This window comes from Mycobacterium sp. E735, from assembly GCF_001666955.1.
In the GTDB taxonomy this organism is placed as follows: domain Bacteria; phylum Actinomycetota; class Actinomycetes; order Mycobacteriales; family Mycobacteriaceae; genus Mycobacterium.
Map to the genome: position 1 here is coordinate 1 of NZ_LZIX01000257.1, position 13,712 is coordinate 13,712.

Genomic DNA, 13,712 nt, shown 5'->3' on the forward strand with positions numbered 1-13,712 from the left:
TGGTACATGTCGCCGGCGAAATTCTCGGCGCCGATCTTCCAGTTCGCCTTGATGCGCCAGCGCTGCGGCCCCCGCACTTCCACGCCGCCGGCGCTCTGCTTGGTGTAGAAGTCCAGATAGAACTTGAAGTCGCCGAGGAAGTCCTCGAGCGGTTCGGCCCCTGGGTCCAAGTTGATGAACAGCAGGCCGTTGTAACTCGCGAAGTTCGGTGCGGGGAGCAGGGTCTGGGAGCTTCGGGCGAACCCGTCCTCGCCGCCGTACGCCTCCCGGTGGAACGGCAGACCGGTGAGCTTGCCGTCATTGCGGTAGGTCCAGCCGTGGTACGGGCAGCGGAAGTTGGAGGCGTTGCCCATCTCCGCGCGACACACCTGCATGCCGCGATGCAGGCACATATTGAATAGGGCGCGCACATCGCCGGAGGAGTCGCGGGTGATGATGAAGGAATCGTCGAGGACCCGGCGCACCACGTAGTCGCCGTCCTGCGGGATCTCGGACTCGTGCGCCACGAACGTCCACGCCCGTGAAAACAGCCGCTCCTTCTCCAGCGCGAACAGATCGGCGTCGTTGTAGATGTGGGCCGGAATCATCCCCTCGCGGACGCCGGCGAACACGGTCTCGAGGCCGGCGCAGGCGTCGCGATGGACTGTCACGGTAACCCCCGGCCGACGCTTCGATTATCTGATAGACAGAGAAATGTTCCGCTCTCAAGAATCCCGCATCGACCCGCCGTCGGTCAATCGCCCGATTAGCGGGCGCGATCCGCGGCCAGGCGTTTACCAGAATGCTTTCTGGTAACTCACAGGCGGCGAACAATCACGTCGCCGGACGCCCGGGCTACCGTGGTCACGTCAGCTCCACCGCGCATGTGAGCGTGCGGTAATCAACGGGTAAACGGTTGGATTTTGCGTGCGTTGCCTTAATTTGGCGACGCATCTGAGGAAGGGCTGGTGCAATGGCTGATCGGTCACTGGACGGTCGATTGCAGAAACTCGGATCGCGCGTGGTGGCGGCCATCGGGCGTCAAGAGTGGCTGGATCGCCCGAGCTATCGGTTCGAACACCTGCTGAGCTTCGCCTTCAACGGCCTGGGCGGCGCCCGCGACAGCGTCACCAATGCGCTCCACGGGGTATGGCTCGGCCACCCGGTTCACCCGCCGCTGGCGTCGCTGACGAGCGGCGCGCTGGGTACCACCGTCGCGCTGGACGCCCTGAGCCTGCTTCCGGGCCGGCCCGCCACGGAAGTCCGCGACGCGTCGAGGTTCGCGTCCCGCGCGCTCGGGTTGGGGATCCTGGCCAGCATCGGGTCGGCCGTCACCGGTGTCACCGATTGGCAGCACACCCACGAATCCGATCGCCGGGTCGGTGCCGTGCACGGCGTGGTGAACTTGGTGGCCACCGGGCTGTATGCGCGGTCGTGGTGGGATCGCCGGCGGGGTCGGCACGGCCGCGGGATCGCCCTCACCGCATTGGGTTACGGCATCACCGTCGCCGGCAGCTACCTCGGCGGGGCGCTGGTGTTCGAGTCCGGCATCGGGATCGACCAGTCGGGCGCGCGGCTGCGCAAAGCGGAATGGACGCCGGTGCTGCCGGCGAGCTCGCTGAACGGAAAGCCGGTGCGGGTCGAGGTCGATGGGGTGGGCCTGGTGGTGTGCCAGACCAGGCCCGGGGAGGTTGCGGCGTTCGGCGAGTTGTGTCCGCACCTGGCGGCCCCCATGGCCGACGGCTGGATCGACCGTGGCCGGCTCGTATGTCCTTGGCACGGTTCATGGTTCGCGGCCGAATCGGGCGACGTTCTGCGTGGACCGGCGGCGGCCCCGCTGCCGTGCTATGAGGCGAGGTTGGTCAACGGAATGGTCGAAGTTCGCGGCGAACCCGGGCCCGGGCTCGGTGCCGCGGTGGGAAGCGGAGAAGGGAGACCGCAGTGAACGCCTACGACGTGCTGAAAGAACACCACATCGTCATCAAGGGCCTCGGCCGCAAGGTCAGCGAGGCCCCGGTGAACAGCGAAGAGCGGCATGCCCTTTTCGACGACATGCTGATCGAGCTCGACATCCACTTCCGCATCGAGGACGACCTGTACTACCCGGCCCTCAAGGACGCCACCAAGCTGATCGCCGTCGCCCACGCCGAGCACCGTCAAGTGGTCGACCAGCTCTCGGTGCTGCTGAGAACGCCGCAGAGCGCGCCGGGCTACGAGGACGAATGGAACTCTTTCAAGACGGTGCTGGAGGCCCACGCCGACGAGGAGGAGCGCGACATGATCCCGGCACCTCCCGAGGTCAAGATCACCGACGCCGAGCTCGAGGAGTTGGGCAACAAGATGGCCGCGAAAATGGAGCAATACCGCGGGTCCGCGCTCTACAAGATGCGCACCAAGGGGCGGGCGGCGCTGGTGCGCTCACTCTGACTCCGGCGCCGCCGCCGATTTCCGCGGTGTGCGGGGCCATGGAGAGTAGCGTCACGGCTCATGAAGCCCGAGTGTCTCGCGTCTCAGGCTGACATTACGGCCGAGATCGCCGCCATCGCAGCCGAATACCGCGGGCCGGAAGCTCAGCCCCGCCTCGACTACCCGCCGTACCGCGGCACCGCACTGCGGCATCCCAAACAAGCCCTGGTGCCGGTCGATCCCGATGGGGTCGAACTATGGGCGCCATGCTTCGGCCACCAGGACGTCGACGCGGTCGACGCCGACCTGACGGCCGGGCATCCTGGCGAGCCCCTGGGCGAACGCGTCATCGTGGCCGGGCGTGTGGTCGACGGGTCCGGCAGACCGGCGGCCGGCCAGCTGATCGAGATCTGGCAGGCCAACGCCGGCGGCCGCTACCGTCATCAGCGCGACCAGCATCCGGCCCCGCTCGACCCCAACTTCACCGGCGCGGGCCGGTGCCTGACCGGCCCGGACGGCTCCTACCGCTTCCTGACCGTCAAGCCGGGCCCGTATCCGTGGCGCAATCACCACAACGCCTGGCGCCCCGCACACATCCACTTCTCGGTGTTCGGGACCGCGTTCGGCCAGCGCCTGGTCACCCAGATGTACTTCCCGGGCGACCCGCTGTTCGACCTGGACCCGATCTTCCAGTCGGTCCTCGACCCCGCCGCGCGCCGACGGCTGATCGCCCGCTACGACCACGACCTCACCGAGCCGGAATATGCCACCGGATATCGGTGGGACATCGTGCTGACGGGCGGCGGCCGCACGCCCGTCGAGGGCCGCCATGACTGAATGTGCTTGCACCCCAGGGCAGACGGTGGGCCCCTTCCTGGACCTCGGGTTGCCCTATCCCGGTGGCGGCGCGCTGGTCGGCGACCGGCACGCGCACGCTGTCCGGCTGCACGGCGCGGTGTACGACGGCGCAGGCGACGGCGTGCCCGACGCCCTGGTCGAGCTGTGGCAGCCCGACGGCGCCGGGCGCGTCCCGCGGCAGGCCGGTTCGCTGCGCCGCCGGCATGACGACCATGGCGCGTTCACGGGCTGGGGCCGGTGCGCGACCGACGCCGGCGGCCGGTATGCCTTCACCACGGTGGCGCCCGGTCCCACCGCCCCCGGGCGGCCGCCGTTCTTCGCCCTCACCGTGTTCGCGCGCGGACTGCTGGACCGATTGTTCACCCGCGCCTACCTGCCCGACGGCGACCTCTGCGCCGACCCGCTGCTGGCGGGTCTGGGTGCCGATCGTCGCGCCACCCTGCTGTGCGTCCCCGAAAGCGATTGCCGGGATTACCGTTTCGACATCCACCTGCAGGGTCCGCTCGAGACCGTCTTCCTGGCGTACCGAGACGGTGGGCGATGACCAACCTGTTGTGGCCCGGCGACCACCGCGCCCGAGACCACATGACGGATCGGGCCCTGCTGGAATCGATGGCCGCGGTGGAAGCCGCCTGGCTGGACGCCCTCGTCGCCGAACGCCTGGCCCCGCCCGAGTGCGCGGGGGCGGACCTGCCAATGCTGTTGACCGCCAACGATTGCGAATCCGTGGGGGTTGCCGCCGAGGACGGCGGCAACCCCGTCATCGGGCTCGTCGGCCTGCTGCGGCAGCGTGCCGCGCCGAAAGTCGCGCCGTGGATCCATCGCGGTCTCACCAGCCAGGACGTCCTGGACACCGCCCTGATGCTCGGCGTGCGCGAGGCCGTGGGGGAGCTCGCCGCACAGCTCAGAGGTCAGGTCTCGACGCTGTCCGAACTCGCCACCCTGCACCGCTTGACGCCCATGGTCGCGCGCACCCTGACCCAGCACGCGGCGCCCACCACGTTCGGGGCGAAGGCGGCCGGCTGGCTGAACGGCGTCGTCGATGCCTTCGAGGCGCTGTCCACATTGGTCATCCCCATCCAGATCGGCGGGGCCGCAGGCACATTGGCCGCCAGCACCGAGCTGGCAGCGCTGCTCACCGGCTCCGCCGACCCCGCCGCGGTGTCCGCAAGCCTGGCGCGCAGCACCGCAACGGCTTTGGGATTGGCCATCCGAATGCCGTGGCACACGGCGCGGGCGCCGGTCACCGCGGCCGCCGATGCCTTCGTCGGCTGCACCGACTCCTGGGGGCGGATCGCCTCGGACGTCGTCACCCTGGCCCGCCCAGAAATCGGCGAACTGACCGAATCCGGCGGCGAGAACCGCGGGGGCTCCTCGTCGATGCCGCACAAGCGAAATCCCGTGCTGTCCATCCTGATCCGACGGACCGCCCTGTCCGCACCGCCGCTGGCGTCGACCCTGCACACCGCGGCGGCGCTGGCCAACGACGAGCGACCGGACGGCGCCTGGCACGCCGAATGGGACACGCTGCGCACGTTGGCCCGGCGGGCCGTCGCCGCCGGCTCCCAATGCGGCGAGTTGCTGGCCGGACTGGCCGTGCACGCCGACCGGATGTCCGAAAACCTCGACCACGCAGACGTTTTCGGGGAGCAAGAGGCGATCGCCGAACTGGCGGGGAAACCACCGTCGCCCGCTTATTTCGGCGCCGTGGACCGGCTGATCGACGAGAGCCTGGACCGGGCCCGGCGGGCGCTCGGTCAGCGCTGATAGATGCTGGCCAGCCAGATGTGCAGCAGCGTGTCGACCGCCCGGTCCTCGGGCATCGCCTCGTCCTCGGCGGTGAACGTCGCGGCCATCACCCGCTCACTCAACATGTTGAGGGCGAGCGAGAGCTGCTCGGCCGGGACGGTGTCGGGGGCGGCGCCCCGGCCGCGCTCGGCCTTGATGGCGGCCGTGGTCAGCGAGATCCACCTCTGCATGAGCGTGGACCACAACTGCCGGACCTCGGGGTTGGTGGCCTTCGCCGAGGCGCCCGCCACGGCGACCGCCGGGTGAGAGCCCGATACCTCGAAGAACGCCTCGATGCGCGCCCGCCACAGCTCCGCGGGATCACCGGACGAGATTCCCCCGAGCGACCGGAGGGCCGCCTGCGCCTTTCCGTTCATCTGGTCCAGCAGCGACAGCAACACCGCGTTCTTCGATCGGAAATAGAAGTAGAAGGTGGGACGCGAAATCCCGGCGCCTTTTGCTAGGTCGTCCACGGAGAAATCGGCGAGCGGCCGTTCCTGCAGCAGCCGCTCCGCGGTGGCCAGTATCGCCTGTTCGCGGTCGTCACCTGAGTGCGGCGACGACCGGCGGCCCCGCGAGGCATGCAGGTACTTGGTCTGTGTCGGGAGGTTGGACACGCCCGCTACTGTTGGGCACCCCGATATACGCGAACGAAACTGTTGATTAAGCCCAGCAATAATGTCGATTAAGTTCGACGTTTTCTTCGCGGGCGTCCGCGCATTTGCTGGCCCTTTCATCGCCGTGGGGGGCCCAAGGCCGGGCCGACGAACTGCCCCGCGATTCGGGACTTCCGCCCCTACTGCCGCCCCGGCGCGCGATGGTCGCATCGGGTGATGACGAAGAACGACGACGCCACCAAGGCGTGCCGCATCGACGTGCTGGTCGAAGAGCGCGACGAGAAGACCCGGGCCAAGGCGCGACTGTCCTGGCAAGGCAAGACGTTGGTCGGCGTCGGCCTGGCGCGACTCGACCCGGCCGACGAGCCCGTGGCCACGATCGGCGACGAGCTCGCGATCGCCCGCGCGCTCTCCGACCTGGCGAACCAGCTGTTCGCCGCGACATCGACCGACATCCAAGCCAGCACGCACGAGCCCGTCACGGGCCTGCATCACTGACCGGGAGACACCATGAGACAACGACCCGATCTCCCGGCTGCCCTCGACGTCCAGGTGACGACGCGCGGTCAGCTGCCCGGGGCCGACGAGTACGCGCGGACGAAGATCGGCGAGCTCGGCCACCTGACCCACGAACCGGTGCTGTACGCCCACGTCAAGTTGAGCGAGCACGGTGACCCCGCGGTGGCCCGCCGGGTGATCGCCCAGGCCAACCTCGATGTCAACGGCCGGCCGGTGCGCGCGCAGGTCGAAGGCGTCACCGCGCGGGAAGCGATCGACCGACTCGAGGCGCGGCTGCGCCGCCAGCTCGAGCGCGCCGCCGAACACTGGGAAGCCAAGCGCGGTGGCATGCCACGGGGCGGCTCGCACGAATGGCGGCACGAGACCGAGCCGACGCACCGACCGAAGTACTTCCCGCGGCCGGACAGCGAACGCCGAATCATGCGGCACAAGTCCTACAGCCTGCCCGCCTGCACGGTGGAGGAGGCCGCGCTGGAGATGGAGCAGCTCGACTACGACTTCCACCTGTTCACGGAGAAGGCCACGCGGCAGGACAGCGTGCTATACCGCGAGGGTCCGGCCGAATACCGCCTGGCACAGATCAATCCGGTGACCGTGGACGATTTGGCGCCGTTCCGGTTGCCGCTGACCATCAGCCCCCAGCCGGCCCCGCGCCTGGATATCGATCAGGCCATCGAGCGGATGGGGTTGCTCGGCCTGCCGTTCCTGTTCTTCGTTGACACCGCCCGCGACCGTGGCAACGTGCTGTATCACCGCTACGACGGACACTACGGGCTCATCACACCGGCGACGTGAAACACCAAGAGACCAACTGAATCCGCGGCGGTCCCGGCATCCCCCCGTCCGGGACCGCCGCCCCAAACTTCGCTCTCCCGGCAAGGCGAACAGGCCGGTATTGGGGCGTCAGGATTCGTAGAGAGCCTGCAGACGGTCGGCGAATTTGTCGATGACCACTTTGCGCTTCAGCTTCATGCTCGGCGTCAGATCGCCGGATTCGACGGTGAATTCGCGATCGGCGATCGTGAACTTCTTGATCTGTTCCCAGCGATTGAGTTCGGTGTTCAACGCGTCGATGTAGCCGGCGATCAGCTGCTGCGTCTTGTCGTCGCGCGCGATGTCGGCGAAAGACTTGCCCGCCAGGCCGTTCTTGTTGGCCCAGTCGGTGATCGCCTCGCTGTCGAGACTGACCAGCGCGACACAGTACGGCTTGCCCTCGCCGTAGACCACGATCTCGCTCACGTACGGGCAGCAGCCCTTGAAGCGCGCGTCGATCGCGGACGGCGCGACGTATTTGCCTTGCGAGGTCTTGAACATGTCCTTCTTGCGGTCGGTGATCCGCAGGAATCCGTCGTCATCCAATTCGCCGATGTCGCCGGTGTGGAACCACCCGTCCCCGTCGAGCGCCTCGGCGGTGGCGTCCGGTAGGTCGTGGTAGGCGGTCATCAGACCCGGACCCCTGAGCAGGATCTCGCCGTCGTCGGCGATCTTCACATCGGTGGCGGGGAACGGCCAGCCGACCGTCCCGAACCGATACGCGTTGGGGCGGTTGATGAATGATGCGGCAGCGGTCTCGGTCAGCCCGTAGCCCTCCAGCACGATGATGCCGACGGCGTCGAACCACTGCGCGACGTCGCGGTCCAGCGCGGCGGCCGCGGAAACGAAGAACCGCAAGCGCCCACCGAACCGTTCGCGGATGGTGGTGAACACCAGCCGGTCGGCGAGCCTGTAGGCCAGTGACGACGCCAGCGAAGGCTTCCTCCCGGACTGTCGCGCCTCCGACACCTTCTTGCCGACCCCGATCGCCCAATCGAAAATGATCTTCCTGAGCCTGCCGCGTTCGGCGGCCATGTCCTGAATGCGGGCATGCGCCTTCTCGAAGATGCGCGGAGCCGCGCCCATGATGGTCGGTCGCAGGGCCGCGAGATTGTCGATGATCCGCTCCACGCGGCCGTCGATGGCGGTGGGGAAGCCGATCTGCAAGGGCAGCGCCAGCATCACCTTGCCGAACGCGTGCGCCAGCGGCAGCCACAGGAAGTTCAGGTCGTCGGGGCCGAGGATGCCCAGCGAATCGATGGCCGCGGCGGTGTACGTCCATGCCCCGTGCGTCAGTCGCACGCCCTTGGGCCGACCTGTGGTGCCGGAGGTGTAGATGAGGCTGGCCAGGTGGTCGGGACCGACGGCCGCGATCCTGTCGTTGACGGCATCGGGCGTGTCCGCGAGCAGTTGCTTGCCCAATAGGTCGAGGTCGGCGAGGGAGATCACCCAGTCGCCGTCGCCGTTGCCGTCGATCATGACGACCTTGCGGACGTCGGGCAGTTCGGCCCGATGCTCGATCAGCTTGTCGAGCTGGCTCTGGTTCTCGGCGACCACCACCCGGCTCCCGGAATTGGCGACGATGTAGGCGACATCTGTGGCGTTCGTCGTGGGGTAGACGGTGGTGGTCGCGGCGCCCGCGCACATGATCGCGAAGTCGGCGAGGACCCACTCGTAGCGCGTCGCGGAGGCGAGCGCGACCCGGTCCTCCGGTGCGATTCCCAACGCGATCAGCCCGGCGGCCAGGTTGTTGACCCGTTCGCCGACCTGCTGCCAGGTCACGCTGGCCCAGGTGTGGTCCTGCGGATAGCGGAAGGCCTCCGCGTCGGGGGTCGCCGCGACGCGGTTGACAAACATCTGTGCCACCGACGGTGCGCGGTTCTCGATCTTGCGGAAGTCGGGCCTCTCCATCGAGGCCAGTGGTGCATTCATAGCGCGAATCCATTGCTGCCGGAACGGATACCGATGACGTGGTGCACCGGTATAACGTCGATCCTGCGGAGCGTGGCGGCTATGCGGTAGTGACGAAAGTCACGTGGGGGGCGGCAAACGTCCCCGCCGCGCTACATCCGATCCGACCGGTCAGTCGGCCAGGGCGATCTCGATGGACAGGCACTCACCGAGGGCGTGCGCCGCGGACCAGTCTTCCCCTCGAACCGCGCGCTCGAGGTCGTCAACCAGCGGGCTGTGCGCACCGAGCTCCTCCAACCAAGCGGACACGGTGGCGGGTATCTGGTGGGCGGGCACTCGGGCAACATGTCCCTCGTGGAGGCGATCGGTCAGCTGATAGATACGGGCCGCCGGCCGGCGCTGTGGCCAATGCTGCCGCCACTTCGCTGTATTCATGTTCCCCTCCCCGTTCGCCTTCTCGATCCATCCGACCAGCCTCGAGGGCCCGGCCGTAGAGGCCAAGAGCACGTTCACCGAAAGGCTTTGGTCTCGGTTCCGATCTGCCGAAGTCCCAGTCCGACAGGGTCTTTTGTCACAGCGGTCACCTACTTCCTTCTCCGGCGATGGCGGTGCGGCTCGCGTACCGTACATCGGGGAGGACGCATCGCCACGTTACCCGTTCCGGGACCGCAAAATTACGAAATTGGCGAGATGACCGCTTTAGCAATGGATTCGCAATCGGGGTGTGATTCGGGCGGGAGATCCGAGCTGACAGGTGGACCGATGTGAGGGCTGTCCGCGCCGAAGAACTCGCGGCGCTGCCCGTGTTCGCCGATATCCCGGCCGAGGACCTCAAGGCGTTGGCCCACCTTCTCGAGCCCCTGCACGCGGTAGCCGGCGAGGTCCTGATGCGGCAGGGGGAACGGGCGGAGTCTTTCGCGATCATCGCGTCCGGCCGCATCGGGGTGCGGCACGTCGGATCAAAGGGCCGTGTCACGCTCACCGAGCTGTCCTCCGCGACGATCGTCGGGGAGATCGCGTTGCTGCGGCACGCCACCAGGACCGCAACGGTGACGGCGGTCCAGGACGTGCGCGGGTACATCGGATACGGCGCCGCCTTCGACCGCATGCTGGCGATGCCGGTCATCGCCGACCGCATGCTGCGCACCGCGCGGCAGCGGCTGGCCGCATACGTCGTCCCGATCCCGGTGACGATCAAGGACGGCGCGGTGCTCTCGCTGCGTCCGGTGCTGCCCGGCGACGCCGAGCGGTTCAAGAGCAGCGGCTCGTTCTCCCGGGAGACGCTGTACCGGCGGTACCAGGGCGGCGCTCCCACCGATGCGCGCCTGACCTATCTCTTCGAGGTCGACTACGTCGACCACTTCGTTTGGGTGGTCACCGACGGCGCCGCAGGCCCGGTCGTGGCGGACGCCCGCTTCGTCCGGGATCAGGACGACCCCGCCTCGGCGGAGGTCGCGCTCACCGTGGCGGACGGCTACCAGGGGCGGGGGATAGGCACGCTGCTCCTCGGCGCACTCGCGGTCGCGGCGCGCGTCGACGGCATCAAGCGCTTCCACGCCCGCGTGCTGTCCGACAATCCGCCCGCGCGCGCGTTGGGGGACAAGGTGAACGCGCATTGGGCGCACGAGGAGCCGGGCGTGGTCACCACGACGGGGGAGATCCCGCGATATCGGGATCTACCCCTCGATCGCGTTGTCTATCAACAGATCCGGCAAGTGGCCCGCCAGGTGATCCATGCGTTCGACTAGGGCGGCCTGCCGGGGCGGGTTGTCTACTCGCCGTGCTTGCTCACGGCGTGGCCGGCGCTGCGGACCACGCTGCGGAAGAACTCCATGCGGGCGGTGACCAACTCGTCGGCCAGGTCCAGGGCGGCGTCGACGACGGTCTTGCGGCGCGACTGCTCGGGGAGCACGGGGCTGATCTGGTCGACGAATTTGCGGACCGCATCGATGGCTTGCTTGCGGCCGGTTTCGACGGATTCCAGCACGTCATCGGACAGTTCGGCCCAGCGCGGTTCGGTCTTTTGCGGTGCCTCGGTCATGATCGGACTCCTAGGGAGCGTCTGAGGTGCTTGTGGCGGCTCCGACGTTACGACCGCCCGGCGAGCGGCGCGAGTGACGAAAGACCCTTCGCGCCTGGTCATAGGGCCCGGGCCGGTTCCGCAACGTCGGCTTGTCGGGCAAGGACTTTCGCGGGGGCGACCGGGCCGTAAGTCCCTAACCCGCCGATTTCAGCGCCTGCTAGTTTGCCACCATGGCCGTACCGACCGACGACGACGGCGTTTCCCGACGCTCGGGGGGCGCGTTGCCGTTGAGCCCACCCGCCGGTGTCGGCTTGAGCAGCGCCGTCAAGCCGTTCACGAGCACCGGTCGCTACCTGGCCGAGTCGTGGCGCGATTACCTCGGCCAAGCGCCCGACGAGCTTCCGATCGCGCGACCCACCCTGGCCCTGGCGGCGCAGGCGTTTCGCGACGAAGTCGTCCTGATGGGCCTCAAGGCGCGACGCCCGGTCAGCCGCCCCGAGGAGTTCGCGCGGATCACGGACGAGGTCGTCGCCGGGCTGACGTTCTACGGCGAGCGCGGATGGCTCGACCATCCGAAGAGATTCTTCGGTGCACCCCCGCCGCTTTCGGACCTCACGGTGCACGAGGTCAAGAAGGGCAGGCGATCCTTCTACCGCATGTCTTTTGACAGCGGGTACCGGCCGCGGCCGGGGGAGCCCGGCGCGGATCGGTGGATGAGCTACACCGCGAACAACCGCGAGTACGCCCTGTTGCTACGCCATCCGCAACCGCGGCCGTGGCTGGTCTGTATACACGGCACGGAAATGGGCAGGGCCGCATTGGATCTCGCGCTGTTCCGGGCCTGGCGGTTACACGCCGAACTCGGACTGAACGTCGTCATGCCGGTCCTGCCGATGCACGGGCCCCGGGCCCGGGGCCTGCCGAAGGGGGCGGTGTTTCCGGGGGAGGACATCTTCGACGACGTGCACGCGACGGCGCAGGCGGTGTGGGACATCCGGCGGTTGCTGTCCTGGATACGCCGGCAAGAGCCGGAATCCCAGATCGGCTTGAACGGGCTGTCGCTCGGCGGCTACATCACCGCGTTGGTAGCCAGCCTCGAGGCGGGTCTGACCTGCGCGATCCTCGGCGTCCCGGTCGCCGACCTGGTCGGCTTGCTGAGCCGGCACTCCGGGCTGGGCCCCGACGATCCCCGGCGTCAGACCTTCGAACTCGCGGAGCCCATCGGGCGGATGACGTCGCCGCTGTCGCTCGCACCGCTGGTCGGAAAGCCGGGGCGTTTCATCTACGCCGGTGTCGCCGACCAGGTGGTGCACCCGCGCGAGCAGGTGGTCCGCCTCTGGGAGCACTGGGGCAAACCCGAAATCGTCTGGTACCGCGGCGGTCACACCGGATTCTTCCGCGCGCGACCGGTACAGCGGTTCGTCGAGGCGGCGCTGCAACAGTCGGGCCTGCTGAATGGGCCCATGACCGAGCGCGACCGCCCCGCTTAAGTCGCGGAGGCCGAGATGAATCCGCTGGATCCGCTGGACGCGGCGATGATGACCGCGGAGTGGGTGTCCAGCCCGATGCACGTCGGTGCCGTGCTGATCCTGTCGCCGCCCGATGACGCCGGGCCCGACTACGTCGACGACCTGCATCGGAGGACGCTCGCGGGCAACGATCCGATCGATCCCAGGCTGCGCAAGTACCCGCACCGCGGTGTGGACACCGGCGGCATGTGGGTGTGGCGACACATGGATCCCGTTGACGTGAGCCAACATTGCCAGCGTCGCACGGTGTCCGGTGACGGATTCTGGCGGCTGATCGGGGAACTGGACGCCCTGCGGCTGGACTGGACCCGGCCGATGTGGATGTCCTATCTGATCGACGGCCTCGACGACGGCCGCTTCGCCTTCTACATCAAGGTGCACCACACCGTGACCGACGGGGTGGCGGGTTTCCAGATGATCACCGACGCGCTGAGCGCTGATCCCAGCCGCCGCTCGATGCCACCGTTTTACGCCGACTGCCGTCCCGAGCCCGCGCCCCCGTCGTCCGGCGGGCTGGTGTCCCGCCTGGTCGCGCCGCTGCGGTCGCTGACGGGCGCGGCGGCGTCGGGTGCGGGGCTGATCGGCAAGGTGGCCACCGGCGAGATCGCCACCGTGCTCGACGCCCTGGTGGGGCACACCACCGCGTTGCCGCTCGGGGCGCCCTACACGCGGTTCAACGGGCGCCCCGGCCCCGAACGCGCGGTCGCCGCCGGCAGTTGGGCCAAGGAGCGCATCCACGCCGTGCGTCAGGCGGCCGGCGTGACCGGCAACGACGTGCTGACCGCGATGGCGGCCGGGGTGGTGCGGCGGTGGTTGGGCGATCACGGGGAACTGCCCGATCGGCCACTGGTGGCTGCCTGCCCGATCACGGTGCGCGATCACGAGCACGATTCGGCAGATGACCAGCATGGCAACAAGTTTGGTCTTTGGATGTGCCCGTTGGGCACCAACCTGGACGACCCGCTGGCCCGGCTGGATGCGATCCATCGATCGATGTCCGAGGGCAAGCGCTGGGTGGGCAAGCGCGGCGCGGCGGCGTCACTTCTCACCAACGCGGGGAGCATCGCCGCGACGGCGATCGGTCCGCTGCTCCCGTTCACGCCGAAAATCCGCACCGGATACAATCTGCCGATCTCACATGTCCGCGGACCGGCGGCCGAAATGTATTGGAACGGCGCGCGAATCGAGGAGATGTATCCGGTGTCGACGGTCTACGACGGTCACGCACTCAACATCACGACGTGCTTGTACGCCGACCGGGTCGGATTC

At 68.3% G+C, this 13,712-nt stretch carries 15 protein-coding genes; 10 read left to right on the forward strand and 5 right to left on the reverse strand.

What is annotated here, in order from left to right; genetic code table 11:
• Positions 1 to 587, reverse strand: a 587-nt coding sequence (locus A5704_RS21075; RefSeq protein WP_156736557.1) for a Rieske 2Fe-2S domain-containing protein, incomplete at its 3' end; no start/stop codon positions are given.
• Between the two features lie 365 nt (positions 588 to 952).
• On the opposite strand from A5704_RS21075, the gene A5704_RS21080 reads away from it, so the two are divergent.
• The 5 genes from A5704_RS21080 to A5704_RS21100 are packed head-to-tail and all read left to right on the forward strand — an operon-like array spanning position 953 to position 5,010.
• Positions 953 to 1,924, forward strand: coding sequence for a Rieske 2Fe-2S domain-containing protein (locus A5704_RS21080; protein ID WP_067751656.1), 972 nt, complete (start codon positions 953 to 955; stop codon positions 1,922 to 1,924).
• A complete protein-coding gene (locus A5704_RS21085) occupies positions 1,921 to 2,406 on the forward strand; it encodes a hemerythrin domain-containing protein (RefSeq protein ID WP_066950130.1) in 486 nt (161 codons plus the stop codon). The genes A5704_RS21080 and A5704_RS21085 overlap by 4 nt, the downstream gene beginning before the upstream one ends.
• A gap of 60 nt (positions 2,407 to 2,466) precedes the next feature.
• Positions 2,467 to 3,222 (forward strand): protocatechuate 3,4-dioxygenase subunit beta, encoded by a 756-nt coding sequence (pcaH, locus tag A5704_RS21090; RefSeq protein ID WP_067751659.1) that lies wholly within the window; start codon positions 2,467 to 2,469, stop codon positions 3,220 to 3,222.
• Positions 3,215 to 3,787: a protocatechuate 3,4-dioxygenase subunit alpha gene (pcaG, locus tag A5704_RS21095; protein WP_067751662.1), complete on the forward strand. Its 573-nt coding sequence runs from the start codon at positions 3,215 to 3,217 to the stop codon at positions 3,785 to 3,787. The genes pcaH and pcaG overlap by 8 nt, the downstream gene beginning before the upstream one ends.
• A complete protein-coding gene (locus A5704_RS21100) occupies positions 3,784 to 5,010 on the forward strand; it encodes a lyase family protein (RefSeq protein WP_067890869.1) in 1,227 nt (408 codons plus the stop codon). The genes pcaG and A5704_RS21100 overlap by 4 nt, the downstream gene beginning before the upstream one ends.
• Here A5704_RS21100 and A5704_RS21105 read toward each other — a convergent pair.
• Entirely contained in the window at positions 5,001 to 5,648 is a 648-nt protein-coding gene (locus tag A5704_RS21105) for a TetR/AcrR family transcriptional regulator (protein ID WP_067751668.1), read from the reverse strand. The two genes, A5704_RS21100 and A5704_RS21105, sit on opposite strands and share 10 nt — an antisense overlap.
• A 216-nt stretch (positions 5,649 to 5,864) precedes the next feature.
• On the opposite strand from A5704_RS21105, the gene A5704_RS21110 reads away from it, so the two are divergent.
• Positions 5,865 to 6,146: a DUF1876 domain-containing protein gene (locus tag A5704_RS21110; RefSeq protein WP_067751671.1), complete on the forward strand. Its 282-nt coding sequence runs from the start codon at positions 5,865 to 5,867 to the stop codon at positions 6,144 to 6,146.
• A gap of 12 nt (positions 6,147 to 6,158) precedes the next feature.
• Positions 6,159 to 6,962 carry an HPF/RaiA family ribosome-associated protein gene (locus A5704_RS21115; protein WP_067751674.1) on the forward strand — a complete coding sequence of 268 codons (804 nt, stop codon included), beginning with the start codon at positions 6,159 to 6,161 and terminating at the stop codon, positions 6,960 to 6,962.
• A gap of 108 nt (positions 6,963 to 7,070) precedes the next feature.
• Here the strand turns inward: A5704_RS21115 and A5704_RS21120 are convergent, their stop codons facing one another.
• On the reverse strand, positions 7,071 to 8,912 hold the full coding sequence (locus A5704_RS21120; RefSeq protein WP_067780584.1) for a long-chain fatty acid--CoA ligase: 1,842 nt from the start codon (positions 8,910 to 8,912) through the stop codon (positions 7,071 to 7,073).
• A 150-nt stretch (positions 8,913 to 9,062) separates the two neighbouring features.
• A complete protein-coding gene (locus A5704_RS21125) occupies positions 9,063 to 9,326 on the reverse strand; it encodes a hypothetical protein (RefSeq protein ID WP_067751785.1) in 264 nt (87 codons plus the stop codon).
• A 329-nt stretch (positions 9,327 to 9,655) separates the two neighbouring features.
• On the opposite strand from A5704_RS21125, the gene A5704_RS21130 reads away from it, so the two are divergent.
• Positions 9,656 to 10,639 carry a GNAT family N-acetyltransferase gene (locus A5704_RS21130; protein WP_067751680.1) on the forward strand — a complete coding sequence of 328 codons (984 nt, stop codon included), beginning with the start codon at positions 9,656 to 9,658 and terminating at the stop codon, positions 10,637 to 10,639.
• 23 nt (positions 10,640 to 10,662) lie between these two features.
• Here the strand turns inward: A5704_RS21130 and A5704_RS21135 are convergent, their stop codons facing one another.
• The gene (locus A5704_RS21135) at positions 10,663 to 10,932 is read right to left on the reverse strand and encodes a hypothetical protein (RefSeq protein ID WP_067751683.1); all 270 of its coding nucleotides are present in this window, start codon (positions 10,930 to 10,932) and stop codon (positions 10,663 to 10,665) included.
• Between the two features lie 212 nt (positions 10,933 to 11,144).
• Here A5704_RS21135 and A5704_RS21140 point away from each other — a divergent pair, with 212 nt between their 5' ends.
• Together A5704_RS21140 and A5704_RS21145 are read left to right on the forward strand one after the other, a co-directional pair.
• Complete coding sequence (locus A5704_RS21140) at positions 11,145 to 12,404, forward strand: S9 family peptidase (RefSeq protein WP_067780587.1); 1,260 nt, start codon at positions 11,145 to 11,147, stop codon at positions 12,402 to 12,404.
• 15 nt (positions 12,405 to 12,419) lie between these two features.
• Positions 12,420 to 13,712 (forward strand): wax ester/triacylglycerol synthase domain-containing protein (locus A5704_RS21145; RefSeq protein WP_067780590.1); only part of this gene is annotated, 1,293 nt, incomplete at its 3' end.